A 15146-nucleotide genomic window follows, 5' to 3' on the forward strand; every position below is an offset into this window, starting at 1 on the left:
CGACCGCGCAGTCACGCTACGCTCACCCTTCCCGGCCAGAAGCTCGTCCGCTCCCCCTCCCGAGTCCCCTCACGGCAGAACGGCTCAAGGCAACGCATGCCCCAGCACACCTCCGGGTCTGACCGCGCGGCAGTGCCCCCCGCCGCCCGCGGCGCCGTGCGTCCCCCCGCCCCCACCTCGCTCGACGAGCTGTGGCGGTCGTACAAGGCCACCGGGGACGAGCGGCTGCGTGAGCAGTTGATCCTGCACTACTCGCCGCTGGTGAAATATGTCGCGGGCAGGGTCAGCGTCGGACTGCCGTCCAACGTGGAGCAGGCCGACTTCGTCTCCTCCGGGGTCTTCGGACTCATCGACGCCATCGAGAAGTTCGACATCGAGCGGTCCATCAAGTTCGAGACCTACGCCATCACCCGGATCCGCGGCGCGATGATCGACGAACTCCGCGCGCTCGACTGGATCCCGCGCTCGGTGCGCCAGAAGGCCCGCGCGGTGGAGCGCGCCTACGCCACCCTGGAGGCCCAGCTCAGGCGTACGCCCTCGGAGGGCGAGGTGGCCTCGGAGATGGGCATCGCGGTGGAGGAACTCCACGCCGTCTTCAGCCAGTTGTCGCTCGCCAACGTTGTCGCGCTGGAGGAACTGCTCCATGTCGGCGGCGAGGGCGGCGACCGGCTCAGCCTGATGGACACCCTGGAGGACACCGCCGCGGACGATCCGGTCGAGGTCGCCGAGGGCCGGGAGCTGCGACGGCTCCTCGCCCGCGCCATCAACACCCTCCCCGACCGGGAGAAGACCGTGGTGACCCTCTACTACTACGAGGGGCTCACCCTCGCCGAGATCGGCAATGTGCTCGGCGTCACCGAGAGCAGGGTCAGTCAGATCCACACAAAATCGGTGCTCCAGCTGCGCGCGAAACTCGCCGACGTGGGGCGTTGACGCCGAACCGTGGCCGGGTCTTGCGCGGCATCCGTAAAGTGGAGACGTGCCCAGGATTCGAGCGGCCTCCGTGGCCGAGCACCGGACCATGCAGCGCGACGCCCTGCTCGACGCCGCGCGCTCCCTGCTGTCCGAGGGGGGGACGGAGGCGCTGACCTTCCCCGCCCTCGCCGAGCGCACCGGTCTGGCCAGGTCGTCGGTGTACGAGTACTTCCGCTCCCGGGCGGCGGTGGTCGAGGAGCTGTGCGCCGTCGACTTCCCCGTCTGGGCGGCCGAGGTCGAGAGCGCGATGGCGGCGGCGGACACGGCCGCCGGCAAGATCGAGGCGTATGTGCGCAGCCAGCTGGACCTGGTCGGTGACCGCCGCCACCGCGCGGTGGTCGCGATCTCCGCGAGCGAGCTGGACGCCGGCGCGCGCGAGAAGATCCGCGCCGCGCACGGCGGGCTGATCGCCATGATCGGCGAGGCCCTCGGCGAGCTGGGGCACGCGCAGCCCCGGCTCGCCGCGATGCTCCTTCAGGGCGTGGTGGACGCGGCGGTCCGGCGTATCGAGCTGGGCGCGGCCGAGGAGCCGGGAGCGATCGCGGACGCGGCGGTCTCCATGGCCCTGCGCGGTGTGCTCGCCTGACCTGCCGGGGCCGGGGCCGGGGCCGGGGCCGGGGCCGCGCCGCCCGGCGGCAGCAGCCTGGACGGAGCACGGCGCAGCAGCCCCGGCGGCAGCAGCGAGAGCGGATTCAGATACTCCCGGCCGCGCAGCAGACCCCAGTGGAGACAGCCCGTCGCGCAGTGCGACGGACCGGGCGCGACCCGTCCCACCGGCTGGCCCGCCGTCACCTCGGCGCCCGCCGGAAGCAGCGCGCGCACCGGTTCGTAGGTGATGCGCGGGGGCGGGCCGGGCGTCCCCGGTGACACGGTGAGAGTGATCGTGAGCACACCGCGGCCGGCGACCTCGCCCGCGAAGCCGATCCGTCCCGCCGCGGCGGCCCGTACCGGCGAGCCCGGCGGGGCGGCCAGATCCACCCCGCGGTGGCCCGGCCCGTAGGGCGACAGGGGCGGTTCCCAGCCACGTACGACCGCCGGGCGCGGCGGCCCCAGCGGCCAGACCGCCGAGGGCGGCGCCGGCGCCGGAGTCCCGGCCGAGGCGGGCGAGCCCCGTGTCCCCGGCGACCCGGGCGGGCGGTCGGACGCCGGACCCGGGCCGCCCGCCGGGACCGCCGGGGCCCGGGCGGCCCCGGCGGGGCCGTACGGCGACAGGCCGGGCCCGCACAGCGGTAACAGCGCCAGCAGCGCCGACAGCGGCAGCAGGAGAAGAAAACCTCTGCGATACATGGCACAGACCCTCCCCCGACCGGTCGCAATCGAGTGGATCATGCTCCCGATCTGTGGGTTACCGGCAGGTTGTGGACAGTGCCGTCACCCGGGGCCGCCCGGGTCCCGTACACTTCTTCTGGCGATCCGGGTCACCGGGTCGACTTCGCACGCCCCGCCACCACTCAACCTTCACGGTCGGTGGCCGCGCTCCTCGGTCCTCTGTGGCACGGCGCGTCGGGGCGTCAGGACATAACCGAGAATCCAAGGAGATACGGCCATGGCCGTCGTCACGATGCGGGAGCTGCTGGAAAGCGGCGTCCACTTCGGTCACCAGACCCGTCGCTGGAACCCGAAGATGAAGCGCTTCATCTTCACCGAGCGCAACGGCATCTACATCATCGACCTGCTCCAGTCGCTGTCGTACATCGACCGCGCCTACGAGTTCGTCAAGGAGACCGTCGCCCACGGCGGCTCCATCATGTTCGTCGGCACCAAGAAGCAGGCCCAGGAGGCGATCGCCGAGCAGGCGACCCGCGTGGGCATGCCGTACGTCAACCAGCGCTGGCTGGGTGGCATGCTGACCAACTTCTCCACCGTCTACAAGCGTCTGCAGCGCCTCAAGGAGCTCGAGCAGATCGACTTCGAGGATGTGGCCGCGTCCGGCCTCACCAAGAAGGAGCTGCTGGTCCTCTCCCGCGAGAAGGCCAAGCTGGAGAAGACCCTCGGCGGTATCCGCGAGATGCAGAAGGTGCCCAGCGCCGTCTGGATCGTGGACACCAAGAAGGAGCACATCGCCGTCGGTGAGGCGCGCAAGCTCCACATCCCGGTCGTCGCGATCCTCGACACCAACTGCGACCCCGACGAGGTCGACTACAAGATCCCGGGCAACGACGACGCGATCCGCTCCGTCACCCTGCTCACCCGCGTGATCGCCGACGCCGTCGCCGAGGGCCTCATCGCCCGTTCCGGCGTCGCCACCGGTGACTCCAAGCCGGGCGAGAAGGCCGCCGGCGAGCCCCTCGCCGAGTGGGAGCGCGACCTGCTCGAGGGCGAGAAGAAGGCCGACTCCGAGTCCGCCGACGAGAAGCCCGCCGACGCTGCCGAGGCCCCCGAGGCCGACGCCGCCGAGGCTCCGGCCGCCGACGAGGCCCCCGCGGCCGAGGCCGAGGCCGAGAAGCCCGCCGCGGACGCCGAGCAGGCCTGACCGCGTCGTACAGCTTCGGTAGGTGAACGGCGGGGGACGGTGGCACTGACACCGGCCCCCGCCGCGCACCCGTAGATCGTCGTCAGACTCTCCGAACTGCGACCGATCTTCGAAATTTCGACTTTTCGAGAAGAGACTCAAGGACATGGCGAACTACACCGCCGCTGACGTCAAGAAGCTCCGCGAGCTGACCGGCGCCGGCATGATGGACTGCAAGAAGGCGCTGGTCGAGGCCGACGGCGACGTCGACAAGGCCGTAGAGGTGCTCCGCGTCAAGGGCCAGAAGGGCGTGGCCAAGCGCGAGAGCCGCAGTGCCGAGAACGGCGCCGTCGTCTCCCTCATCTCCGAGGACAAGACCTCCGGCGTTCTGCTCGAGCTGAAGTGCGAGACCGACTTCGTCGCCAAGGGCGACAAGTTCCAGGCCGTCGCCAACACGCTCGCCCAGCACGTCGCCGCGTCCTCCCCGGCCGACCTCGCCGCGCTGCTCGCGTCCGAGATCGAGCCCGGCAAGACCGTCCAGGCGTACGTCGACGAGGCCAACGCCAACCTCGGCGAGAAGATCGTCCTGGAGCGCTTCGCCCAGTTCACCGGCGGCTACGTCGGCGTCTACATGCACCGCACCATGCCCGACCTCCCGCCGCAGGTCGGCGTGCTGGTCGAGCTGGACAAGGCGGCCGACGGCGCCGACGTCATCGCCAAGGACGTCGCGCAGCACATCGCCGCCTTCGCGCCGAAGTACCTCACCCGTGACGAGGTGCCGGCCGACGTCGTCGAGAACGAGCGCCGCGTCGCCGAGGCCACCTCGCGCGAGGAGGGCAAGCCCGAGGCCGCCCTCCCGAAGATCGTCGAGGGTCGCGTCAACGGCTTCTTCAAGGAGGTCACCCTCCTCGACCAGCCGTTCGCGAAGGACAACAAGAAGTCCGTCAAGAAGGTTCTTGACGAGGCCGGTGTCACGCTGACGCGCTTCGCGCGCATCCGCGTCGGCGCCTGAGCGAGAGTTACGGCGAGTACGCGATCGGCCCGGGATCCCGCTAGGGTTTCCCACGCTGTCAACGGCCGCGTGTGTCATGCGGCACCGCGGCGTTGTCAAAGCGCCGGACGACCGCAGTTCTGACGAGGAGGCCATTGCCGACAGGGACACCAGCACCCAGGCGGCAATGGCCTTCTTCGTATGTGTACGAGGAGATCTCCATGAACAACGGCGCGGACGCCAACCAGGCAGCCGGCGACAACAGCGACCACGACGGGAAGCATGACGTGAAGAAGGCGGCCGGGCGCTTCATGCTGAAGCTCTCCGGCGAGGCGTTCTCCGGCGGCGGAGGACTCGGCGTCGACCCCGATGTGGTGCACGCGATCGCCCGTGAGATCGCCGCGGTCGTCCGCGACGGTGCTCAGATCGCGATCGTCATCGGCGGCGGAAACTTCTTCCGCGGCGCCGAGCTTCAGGTGCGGGGCATGGACCGGGCCCGCTCCGACTACATGGGCATGCTCGGCACCGTCATGAACTGCCTCGCCCTCCAGGACTTCCTGGAGAAGGAGGGCATCGACTCCCGGGTCCAGACCGCCATCACCATGGGCCAGGTCGCGGAGCCCTACATCCCGCTGCGCGCCGTGCGCCATCTGGAGAAGGGCCGGGTCGTCATCTTCGGCGCCGGCATGGGCATGCCCTACTTCTCCACCGACACCACGGCCGCCCAGCGTGCTCTGGAGATCGACGCCGAGGCCCTGCTGATGGGCAAGAACGGCGTCGACGGGGTCTACGACTCCGACCCCAAGGCCAACCCCGACGCGGTCAAGTTCGACGCGCTGGAGTACGGCGAGGTGATCACCCGGGACCTTCGGGTCGCGGACGCCACCGCCATCACCCTCTGCCGGGACAACGCCCTGCCGATCCTCGTCTTCGAGCTTCTCACCGAGGGCAATATCGCGCGGGCCGTCAAGGGTGAGAAGATCGGCACGCTGGTGAGCGACCAGGGCACCCGGACCTGACTCCCGGGACTCCAGTGATGGCCGGGGACGGCCGTCCGGGGATAGACAAACTCCTGCCGGTCGGACACCGTGCAGGGGAAGACGCGACAGAGTTCCGCCCGGCCCAGGCATTTTTCCCGTGGCCACTGGCACGGGGGAACGGCAGCCTACTCAAGACACGCAGGAGCAAGTGGTGATCGAAGAGACCCTCCTCGAGGCCGAGGAGAAGATGGAGAAGGCCGTCGTGGTCGCCAAGGAGGACTTCGCCGCGATCCGCACCGGCCGTGCGCACCCGGCGATGTTCAACAAGATCGTGGCCGACTACTACGGCGCGCTGACCCCGATCAACCAGCTCGCCTCGTTCTCGGTGCCGGAGCCGCGGATGGCCGTGGTGACCCCGTTCGACAAGAGCGCGCTGCGCAACATCGAACAGGCGATCCGCGACTCGGACCTCGGCGTCAACCCGAGCAACGACGGCAACATCATCCGAGTGACGTTCCCCGAGCTGACCGAGGAGCGCCGCCGCGACTACATCAAGGTCGCCAAGAGCAAGGCCGAGGACTCGAAGATCTCGATCCGCTCCGTGCGCCGCAAGGCCAAGGAAGGCATCGACAAGCTCGTCAAGGACGGCGAGGTCGGCGAGGACGAGGGCCGTCGCGCCGAGAAGGAGCTCGACGACACCACGGCGAAGTACGTGGCGCAGGTCGACGAGCTGCTGAAGCACAAGGAAGCCGAGCTGCTCGAAGTCTGATGAACGACTCTTCCTGGGGGGCCCCGCCGAGGGCCGACTACGTCGGGGGCCGGCGACCGTCCGACCAGGGCCCCGCCTCGGCGGGTCCCGCATACGATGAGCATGTCGCACAGCAGACTCGGCCCATGCCCATCGTTCCGGACTTTCCCGGCGCAGGTAGAGACGCCGAAGACAGCGACGACCGCGGCGGTCACGGCCGTGACCGCCGCGACCGGGGGCCCGCTCGGCGCGGCGGCCCCCCGGCCCACGACCAGTTCCCGCAGGAGCCCATGGACGAGCCGCCCACGCCGGGGTCCGGTCCGCCGCAGCGCGGACGGGGCAGAGGCGCGGCGAACCGGACCGCCCGCGAGAAGAAGCGCGCCGGGCGGGACCTCCGGGCGGCCATAGGAGTCGGCGTCGGGCTCGGCGCGGTCATCGTCGCCTCGCTCTTCATCGTCCGCGCCGTGTTCGTCGGGGTCATCGTGGTCGCGGTGGTCGTCGGGCTGTGGGAGCTGACCTCCCGGCTCCAGGAGCGCAAGCAGATCAAGGCGCCCCTGGTCCCGCTCGCGCTCGGCGGCGCCGCGATGGTCGTCGCCGGGTATCTGCGCGGCGCGGAGGGCGCCTGGGTGGCCATGGCGCTCACCGCTCTCGCGGTGCTGGTGTGGCGGATGACCGATCCCCCCGAGGGCTATCTCAGGGATGTCACCGCCGGGGTCTTCGCCGCGTTCTACGTGCCGTTCCTGGCCACGTTCGTGGTGCTGATGCTGGCGGCGGACGACGGATCGTGGCGGGTCTTCACCTTCCTGGCGCTCACCGTGGTCAGCGACACCGGCGCGTACGCGGTGGGCTGGCGCTTCGGCAGGCGCAAGCTCGCCCCGCGCATCAGCCCCGGAAAGACCCGCGAGGGACTCTTCGGGGCGATCGGCTTCGCGATGGCTGCGGGCGCGCTCTTCATGGAGTTCCTGATCGACGGCGGACACTGGTGGCAGGGCCTGCTGCTGGGGCTCGCGGTCGCGGCCAGCGCCACCCTCGGCGATCTGGGCGAGTCCATGATCAAGCGCGACCTCGGGATCAAGGACATGGGCACGCTGCTCCCCGGACACGGGGGCATCATGGACCGGCTGGACTCGCTGCTGCCCACCGCTCCGGTGGTCTGGCTGCTGTTGGTGATCTTTGTAGGCAGCGGCTGACCTGCTGTTTCTCTATGAGGGGCTCGTTATCCACAGGGGTGGCGAGCCCCTTGTCGTATCTCTGCGACACTGGAGAGACCATGCCCAAGCCCGGAGAATTGACCTTTGTCGCGCCCCGCGGAGCCAAGAAGCCCCCGCGGCACCTCGCCGACCTCACGCCCGCCGAGCGCAAGGACGCCGTCGCCGCGATCGGCGAGAAGCCGTTCCGCGCCAAGCAGCTCTCACAGCACTACTTCGCGCGGTACGCCCACGACCCGGCCCAGTGGACCGACATCCCGGCCGCCGCGCGGGAGAAGCTGGCCTCCGAGCTGCTTCCCGATCTGATGTCCGTCCTGCGCCATGTCTCGTGCGACGACGACACCACCCGTAAGACGCTGTGGCGGCTGCACGACGGCACCCTCGTCGAGTCCGTGCTGATGCGCTACCCGGACCGGGTCACCATGTGCATCTCCTCGCAGGCCGGCTGCGGGATGAACTGCCCCTTCTGCGCCACCGGACAGGCGGGCCTGGACCGCAATCTGTCCACCGCCGAGATCGTCCACCAGATCGTGGACGGCATGCGCGCCCTGCGCGACGGAGAGGTCCCCGGCGGCCCCGCGCGCCTGTCGAACATCGTCTTCATGGGCATGGGCGAGCCCCTCGCCAACTACAAGCGGGTCGTGGGCGCCATCCGCCGCCTCACCGACCCCGAGCCCGACGGGCTCGGCCTCTCCCAGCGCGGGATCACCGTCTCGACGGTCGGCCTGGTCCCCGCCATGCTGCGCTTCGCCGACGAGGGCTTCAAATGCCGTCTCGCCGTCTCGCTGCACGCCCCGGACGACGAGCTGCGCGACACCCTCGTCCCGGTGAACACCCGCTGGAAGGTCCGCGAGGTCCTGGACGCCGCGTGGGAGTACGCGGAGAAGTCCGGCCGCCGGGTCTCCATCGAGTACGCCCTGATCCGCGACATCAATGACCAGGCCTGGCGCGGCGATCTGCTCGGCCGTCTCCTCAAGGGCAAGCGGGTCCATGTGAATCTGATCCCGCTCAATCCCACGCCCGGGTCCAAGTGGACCGCCTCCCGCCCGGAGGACGAGAAGGCGTTCGTCGAGGCCATCGCCGCCCATGGAGTGCCCGTCACCGTGCGTGACACCCGGGGGCAGGAGATCGACGGGGCGTGCGGCCAGCTCGCCGCCGCCGAGCGCTGAGCCGGATCCCCGCGACGGCGCGACCGGGGCCGGCGGCCTCGGTCCGCGCCCGCCCGGGGGCTGCCGCCCCCGGCGGCCGACCTTGTACCCTGGGGCTCGAACATCCACATGGATGACATCTTCATATTTTTTCCGACAGGGGAGCGCCACAGCGCTGAGAGTGCGGTACCCACAGACCGCAGACCCTCTGAACCTCGCCCAGGTCATTCTGGGTAGGAAGTTCGGTCGTTACTCAAGCTGTTGCGCCCTGCCCGGATTCTCCTTCGAGGACCGGGCGGGGCCGCGTCTCTTCCTGGTCACTCCAGGAGGAATCTCAGTGAGAACCAAGAAGATCACCGTCACCGCGATCGCCGCGGCGCTGGGCGTCACCGCGCTCGCGGCCTGCGGCGGCGGCTCGTCCGACCAGGACTCCGGCACCGGCGGCGCCGGGTCCAAGACCGTGACGCTCGTCAGCCACTCCTCCTTCGCGGCCTCCGACTCCGTGCTGAAGCGGTTCACCGAGGAGACCGGCTACAAGGTCAAGGTCCTCAAGAGCGACGACGCGGGCGCCGCGCTCAACAAGGAGATCCTCACCAAGGGCTCCCCGCAGGGCGACGTCTTCTTCGGCGTCGACAACACCCTGCTCTCCCGCGCCCTCGACAACGGCCTCTTCACCCCGTACGAGGCCAAGGGCCTGGACCAGGTGGTCCCCGAGGTCCAGCTCGACGCGGACAAGCACCGGGTGACGCCGGTGGACACCGGCGACGTCTGCGTCAACTACGACAAGAAGTACTTCGAGGACAAGAAGCTCGCGCCCCCGCAGACCTTCGACGATCTGATCAAGCCCGAGTACAAGAACCTCCTCGTGGTGGAGAACGCCGCCACCTCCTCGCCCGGCCTCGGCTTCCTCCTCGGCACCGTCGCGCGCTACGGCGACGACTCCGGCTCCGGCTGGCAGGACTACTGGAAGAAGCTCAAGGACAACGGCGTGACCGTGGTCGACGGCTGGGACCAGGCCTACAACGAGGAGTTCTCCGGCTCGGCCGGCGGCAAGAAGGCCAAGGCCGACCGGCCCCTGGTCGTCTCCTACGCCTCCAGCCCGCCCGTCGAGGTCCTCTACTCCGACCCGAAGCCGACCGAGGCCCCCACCGGGGTCGCCACCGGCACCTGCTTCCGCCAGATCGAGTTCGCCGGACTGCTGACCGGCGCGAAGAACGAGGCGGGCGGCAAGGCCCTGCTGGACTTCATGGTCTCCAAGACCTTCCAGGAGGACATGCCGCTGAACATGTTCGTCAACCCGGTCGTGAAGGGGGCGAAGCTGCCCGAGCTGTTCACCGAGTTCGGCGCGGTGGTCGACAAGCCGCTGACCGTCGCCCCCGACAAGATCGCCGAGAACCGTGAGCAGTGGGTTCGGTCGTGGTCCTCGCTCGTCGTGAAGTGACCGGGCCCGACAGCGGGCCCGGGGTACGGACCCCGTCGCCGGGTGGGGTCCAGGCCCCGCCCGGCGACGGAGCCCCGCCGGGCGAGGGAGCCCGGACCCGGGCCCCGGCCCCGGCCCGGTTCCGCGCCCGGTTCCGCGCGAACGCCGTGCGGTTCGGTTTGATGGCCGTACCGCTCGCGTTCTTCGCCGTCTTCTTCGCCCACCCCGTCGCCGCCATCGTCGGCCGGGGCCTCCGGGACGGCGGGACCTGGCAGTTCGACCGGATCGCCGAGGTGCTGGGCCGCGCCGACCTCCAGCGCGTCCTCTGGTTCACCACCTGGCAGGCGCTCGCCTCCACCGCGCTCACCCTGCTGATCGCGCTCCCCGGCGCCTATGTCTTCGCCCGCTACGACTTCCCCGGCAAACGGCTGCTCCGGGCAGCGGTCACCGTGCCCTTCGTCCTGCCCACCGTCGTCGTCGGCAGCGCCTTCCTGGCGCTGCTGGGCCGCGGCGGACTCCTGGACGAGATCTGGGGCGTCCGCCTCGACACCAGCGTCTGGGCCATCCTCCTCGCCCATGTCTTCTTCAACTACGCCGTCGTCGTACGGACCGTCGGCGGACTCTGGGCCCAGCTCGACCCCCGCCAGGAGGAGGCCGCCCGGGTCCTGGGCGCCGGCCGGCTCACGGCCTGGCGGCAGATCACCCTCCCGGCGCTCGCCCCCGCCGTGGCCGCCGCCGCCCTGATGGTCTTCCTCTTCACCTTCACCTCCTTCGGCGTCGTCCAGATCCTCGGCGGCCCCACCTTCGCCACCCTGGAGGTGGAGATCTACCGGCAGACCGCGCAACTGCTCGACCTGCGGACCGCCGCCGTGCTGACCCTGGTGCAGTTCGCCGCCGTCGGAGCCGTGCTCGCCGTCCACGCCCGGACCGTACGGCGACGCGAGACCGCGCTGAAACTGGTCGACCCCGCCCACACCTCGCGGCACCCCCGGGGCCCGGCGCAGCGCGCCCTGCTCGGCGCGGTGCTCGCCACGATCGCGCTCCTGCTGCTCACCCCCCTCGGCGTGCTGGTGGAACGCTCCTTCGACACCCCCGGCGGCTACGGCCTCGACTACTACCGGGCTCTCACCGTGCTCGACGACAGCGGCGGCGCGTTCCTCGTACCGCCGATCGAGGCCGTGACGAACTCCCTGCGGTACGCGCTGGTCGCCGCCGCCATCGCGGTGGTCGTCGGCGGACTCGCCGCCGCCGCGCTCACCCGCCGGGCCGGCCGGCTGGCACGCGGCTTCGACGCGCTGCTGATGCTGCCGCTCGGGGTCTCCGCGGTCACGGTCGGCTTCGGATTCCTCATCACCCTCGACAAGCCGCCGCTGGATCTGCGGGCCTCCTGGATCCTGGTGCCGCTCGCCCAGGCCCTGGTCGGCGTCCCCTTCGTCGTCAGGATCATGCTCCCCGTGCTGCGCGCCGTGGACGGACGGCTGCGGGAGGCCGCGGCCGTGCTGGGCGCCTCACCGCTGCGGGTCTGGCGGGAGATCGACTTCCCCCTGGTCCGCCGGGCGCTGCTGATCGCCGCCGGATTCGCCTTCGCCGTCTCCCTCGGCGAGTTCGGCGCGACCGTCTTCATCGCCCGCCCCGACCATCCGACCCTGCCGGTGGCGGTCGCCCGACTGCTGGGCCGCCCCGGCGAACTCAACTACGGACAGGCGATGGCCCTGAGCACGATTCTGATGGCCGTGTGCGCGGCGGCCCTGCTGTTGCTGGAGCGGACCCGGGTCCGCGGTTCCTCCGCCGGGGAGTTCTGATGGCGCTGCTCGCACTCGACGGAGTGACCGTACGGTTCGGGGCGCGGCCCGCGCTCGACTCGGTGGATCTCAAGGTCGCCGAGCATGAGATCGTCTCGGTCCTCGGCCCCAGCGGAAGCGGGAAGTCCACCCTGCTGAGGGTGGTCGCCGGGCTCCAGCGCGCCGACGCGGGCCGGGTGCTGCTCGCGGGGGCGGACCTGTCGGACACCCCGGTGCACCGGCGCGGGGTCGGGCTGATGTTCCAGGACCATCAGCTCTTCCCGCAGCGCGATGTGGGCGGCAATGTCTCCTTCGGGCTCCGGATGCGCGGCGCGGACCGCGCCGAGCAGCGGCGCCGGGTCGCCGAACTGCTGGAGCTGGTCGGGCTGCCCGACGGCGCGCGCCGCGCGATCTCCTCCCTCTCCGGCGGTGAGCAGCAGCGGGTCGCGCTGGCCCGGGCGCTCGCGCCCGAGCCCCGGCTGCTGATGCTGGACGAGCCGCTCGGCCAGCTCGACCGGGGGCTGCGCGAACGGCTGGTGATCGAGCTGCGCGGTCTCTTCGGCCGGCTCGGCACCACGGTCCTCGCGGTCACCCACGACCAGGGCGAGGCGTTCGCGCTCGCCGACCGGGTGGTGGTGATGCGCGACGGGCGGATCGCGCAGACGGGCACCCCGCTGGAGGTGTGGCGGCGGCCCGCCGACGAGTTCGTGGCGCGTTTCCTCGGCTTCGACAATGTGGTGTCCGCGACGGTCGCCGACGGGGTCGCGGACACCGTCTGGGGCCGGATCCCGGTGCCCGAAGGCTCCCCCGAGGGCGTACGGGACGTCCTGGTGCGCCCGGCGGGTGTGCGGATCGCCGCCGCCGGGGACGGGCTGCGGTGCGTCGCCGAGGCGGGTACGTTCCGGGGCGGCCATGTGGCGCTGCGGCTGCGGCCGTTCGACGGGCCGCCCCTGGAGGCGGAGGTGCCGCTGCGGGACGCGCCCGAGGCGGGGGCCGAGGTCGGGGTGGTCTTCGGCGCGGACGAGGTGGTCGTGCTCGGCTGAGGCCGGCCCCCGGCCTCTTGGCCCCCGGCTCCGGGAGCCCTCGTACCGGCCGTGCCCGCTGTCCACGACATGCGCGGGCGGGCGAATCGTGCCAGCGTGGAAGGACGACACCAGCACCCGCGATCCGGGAACGTCGATTCCCGCGGCCGGCTGGTGAGCCGCCCTCGCGGCGGCGACGGCAGTACCGCTCTCCGCCGCGTTCGCGCCCCGGCCCCGTCGGGCCGCCGCCACGGCCGTGAGACCTCCGAGACCTCCCGGACCGGTTCGGATCTCCTCGAGGAGCCGGCCCATGCCCACCTTCCGCAATGAAGTGAACGATCCCGCGCTGCCCGAGGAGACCGCCATCCACGGCATCGCGCGGGGGAGCGACGCCATCGCCGTCTTCGGCCAGGGCGGGGCCGTCGGTCTGCGGGGAGACGGCGGCACCTGGCACGGGGTCGCGGGCATCAGCACCAGCACCACCGGCGGCGCGGGCGTCAACGGCACCGGCGCCGCCGTCGGCGTCCAGGGCATCGGCGAGACCTGGGTCGGCGTGTACGGGGAGACCCGCGCGCCGATCACGGCCGGATCGTCCGGGGTGCTCGGCGAGGGCAAGGACGGCGGCGACGGCGTCAAGGGCCATGCGAACGGCCCCGGAAAGGCCGCGGTCGCCGGATTCCATCTCTCCAACCGGGGCCCGGGGATCTTCGGACGCGGCTCGCCCGCCGGCCTCTTCGACGGCGATGTGGTGGTCAGCGGCGATCTGATCCTCTCCGGCGCCGACGTGGGCGAGCGCTTCGACGTCTCGGACGGCTCGGCCGGTACGGCGGGCATCTCCCCGGGCACCGTCGTGGTGCTCGACGACGCGGGTGCGCTGATGCCCTGCGAGCGGGGTTACGACACCACCGTGGCCGGTGTGGTCTCGGGCGCGGGCGACCGGAGACCCGCCCTGGTCCTCGACCGCCGCGAGCACGAGAGCGCGAGGAGCACCGCGGGGACCGGGACGAGCGGCGGGGAGCGGCGGCGGACCGTGGCCGTCGTCGGCAAGGTGTGGTGCCTGGCGGAGGCGTCCACGGGACCGATCCGGGTGGGGGATCTGCTCACGACCTCGTCCGCGCGCGGGCACGCGATGGCGGCGACCGACCGTGAGTCCGCCTTCGGGGCGGTTCTGGGCAAGGCCCTCACCCCGCTGGCCTCGGGCACCGGACTGGTGCTCGCCCTGGTCGGCCTCGGCTGACCACCCGCGTACGACCATCCCGTACAGCAAGGCTGGGAGTCATGGCCGAGCCAACCGAGGAAGAGACCGTCCGCCGGTTCAGGGAACGCGTGTCCCGGGGGGAGACCGACGGGATCGAGATCGAGCACCGGGTGTCCGGCGGAACGCCGGGCGAGCGACGGACCAGCGAGGAGGTGACGCTCACCGGCACCGGAAGCGCCCGGGCCCGGGGGGAGGACTCCCGGGAGCCGGGGGGCGCCGGGGCCAGGGACAGCGCCGGATCCCTGGAAGACGCGGAGACCCGCGAGCTGTTCCGGCGGCTGGGCGCGAGCACGGAGGGTCTCGTTCCGCGCTCGGAGACCGGCTTCACGCCGGACTCGCTGGTCGGGTCGGTCACCATCCGCGTCGACGGACACCGGGCCACCCTGTTCTATCTGGCCGACCCGGAGCAGCGCGAGACCCAGGGCAGACCGCTGCCGCCGGAGACGGCCGAAGCCGTCGGCGCCTTCGCGCGGCTGGCCCGGCGCATGCTGAACGAGTGACGGCGGAAGTGGGAGCCATGGCCCTCAGCACCAGAGGAATCGCACGGCAGTACCTCGGAGTCACCGGACGGATCGGCGTGCGCTCGGCGCTGCTCGGCATCAGCGCCGTACAGGGCGGGGCGCTGCGGCAGCGGCTGGTGTCGCTCGCCCGGCAGGACATCGCCTTCGCCCGGTCCGAGTGCGTCTTCGGCTGGAACGTGGCGTATCAGCAGACCTGGTCCTCGATCTGGGTCCGCGTCCGGCTGAACCCGGACGCCGGGATCACGGCCGCCACCATGACGACGCTGCGCACCACCTGGGAGAACGGGATCAGAGCCGCCTGGAACAACCGGTGGGGGCTGGGCCGGGCCGGTGAGGGCACCTGTCCGCTGGAGATCGGGGTGGACTGGGTGACGGTCGACCCGCACCAGACGGTCCGGGTGCGGACGGGCCCGGGGCGCACCGACATGGGCACCTGGGACACCCAGGACACCGGCAATGTCATCGGCCACGAGTTCGGCCACATGCTCGGGCACCCCGACGAGTACACCGACGCCAACTGCCCCGCCAGGAACCCGGTGAACACCGGCACCGTCATGGACACCAACTCGACGACCGTCCCGCAGCGGATGATGACCGCCTTCGCGAACAACGTCGGCTCGCAGGTGGTCGCGCTCTGACCGC

At 71.3% G+C, this 15146-nt stretch carries 15 protein-coding genes and 1 riboswitch; of the genes, 14 read left to right on the forward strand and 1 reads right to left on the reverse strand.

Translation table 11 applies throughout. The features are described 5' to 3' along the window. Positions 1-96: 96 nt before the first annotated feature. Both whiG and ACF089_RS01820 read left to right on the forward strand, forming a co-directional pair. Entirely contained in the window at positions 97-933 is an 837-nt protein-coding gene (gene whiG, locus ACF089_RS01815; RefSeq protein WP_392020418.1) for an RNA polymerase sigma factor WhiG, read from the forward strand. Positions 934-1003: 70 nt separating this feature from the next. Next, positions 1004-1561: a TetR/AcrR family transcriptional regulator gene (locus ACF089_RS01820; protein ID WP_392021556.1), complete on the forward strand. Its 558-nt coding sequence runs from the start codon at positions 1004-1006 to the stop codon at positions 1559-1561. Here ACF089_RS01820 and ACF089_RS01825 read toward each other — a convergent pair. After that, the gene (locus tag ACF089_RS01825; RefSeq protein ID WP_392020420.1) at positions 1450-2262 is read right to left on the reverse strand and encodes a M23 family metallopeptidase; all 813 of its coding nucleotides are present in this window, start codon (positions 2260-2262) and stop codon (positions 1450-1452) included. The genes ACF089_RS01820 and ACF089_RS01825 overlap by 112 nt on opposite strands. A gap of 259 nt (positions 2263-2521) precedes the next feature. On the opposite strand from ACF089_RS01825, the gene rpsB reads away from it, so the two are divergent. From rpsB to ACF089_RS01885, 12 genes are all read left to right on the forward strand, one after another. Then, the gene (gene rpsB, locus ACF089_RS01830) at positions 2522-3448 is read left to right on the forward strand and encodes a 30S ribosomal protein S2 (RefSeq protein WP_392020423.1); all 927 of its coding nucleotides are present in this window, start codon (positions 2522-2524) and stop codon (positions 3446-3448) included. A 145-nt stretch (positions 3449-3593) separates the two neighbouring features. Beyond that, a complete protein-coding gene (gene tsf, locus ACF089_RS01835) occupies positions 3594-4439 on the forward strand; it encodes a translation elongation factor Ts (protein WP_392020425.1) in 846 nt (281 codons plus the stop codon). A gap of 200 nt (positions 4440-4639) precedes the next feature. Further along, positions 4640-5437 (forward strand): UMP kinase, encoded by a 798-nt coding sequence (pyrH, locus tag ACF089_RS01840; protein WP_392020427.1) that lies wholly within the window; start codon positions 4640-4642, stop codon positions 5435-5437. A gap of 172 nt (positions 5438-5609) precedes the next feature. After that, positions 5610-6167, forward strand: a complete 558-nt coding sequence (gene frr, locus ACF089_RS01845; protein WP_392020430.1) for a ribosome recycling factor — start codon at positions 5610-5612, stop codon at positions 6165-6167. Continuing rightward, positions 6167-7336: a phosphatidate cytidylyltransferase gene (locus tag ACF089_RS01850; RefSeq protein WP_392020433.1), complete on the forward strand. Its 1170-nt coding sequence runs from the start codon at positions 6167-6169 to the stop codon at positions 7334-7336. Before frr ends, ACF089_RS01850 begins: the two co-directional genes overlap by 1 nt. Positions 7337-7416: 80 nt before the next feature. Then, entirely contained in the window at positions 7417-8523 is a 1107-nt protein-coding gene (gene rlmN / locus ACF089_RS01855) for a 23S rRNA (adenine(2503)-C(2))-methyltransferase RlmN (protein WP_190125201.1), read from the forward strand. Between the two features lie 127 nt (positions 8524-8650). After that, a riboswitch (TPP riboswitch) is annotated at positions 8651-8760 on the forward strand. Between the two features lie 79 nt (positions 8761-8839). Beyond that, a complete protein-coding gene (locus tag ACF089_RS01860; RefSeq protein ID WP_392020437.1) occupies positions 8840-9943 on the forward strand; it encodes a thiamine ABC transporter substrate binding subunit in 1104 nt (367 codons plus the stop codon). 161 nt (positions 9944-10104) lie between these two features. Then, positions 10105-11724, forward strand: a complete 1620-nt coding sequence (locus tag ACF089_RS01865; protein WP_392020440.1) for an ABC transporter permease — start codon at positions 10105-10107, stop codon at positions 11722-11724. Further along, complete coding sequence (locus ACF089_RS01870; protein WP_392020442.1) at positions 11724-12746, forward strand: ABC transporter ATP-binding protein; 1023 nt, start codon at positions 11724-11726, stop codon at positions 12744-12746. The genes ACF089_RS01865 and ACF089_RS01870 overlap by 1 nt, the downstream gene beginning before the upstream one ends. A 289-nt stretch (positions 12747-13035) precedes the next feature. Then, on the forward strand, positions 13036-13962 hold the full coding sequence (locus ACF089_RS01875; protein WP_392020445.1) for a hypothetical protein: 927 nt from the start codon (positions 13036-13038) through the stop codon (positions 13960-13962). Positions 13963-14003: 41 nt separating this feature from the next. Continuing rightward, entirely contained in the window at positions 14004-14483 is a 480-nt protein-coding gene (locus ACF089_RS01880) for a hypothetical protein (RefSeq protein WP_392020448.1), read from the forward strand. Beyond that, on the forward strand, positions 14480-15142 hold the full coding sequence (locus tag ACF089_RS01885; protein WP_392020450.1) for a hypothetical protein: 663 nt from the start codon (positions 14480-14482) through the stop codon (positions 15140-15142). The genes ACF089_RS01880 and ACF089_RS01885 overlap by 4 nt, the downstream gene beginning before the upstream one ends. Positions 15143-15146 lie beyond the last annotated feature (4 nt).

The sequence above is a fragment of the Streptomyces sp. NPDC014894 genome (assembly GCF_043080985.1).
Classification (GTDB): Bacteria; Actinomycetota; Actinomycetes; order Streptomycetales; family Streptomycetaceae; genus Streptomyces.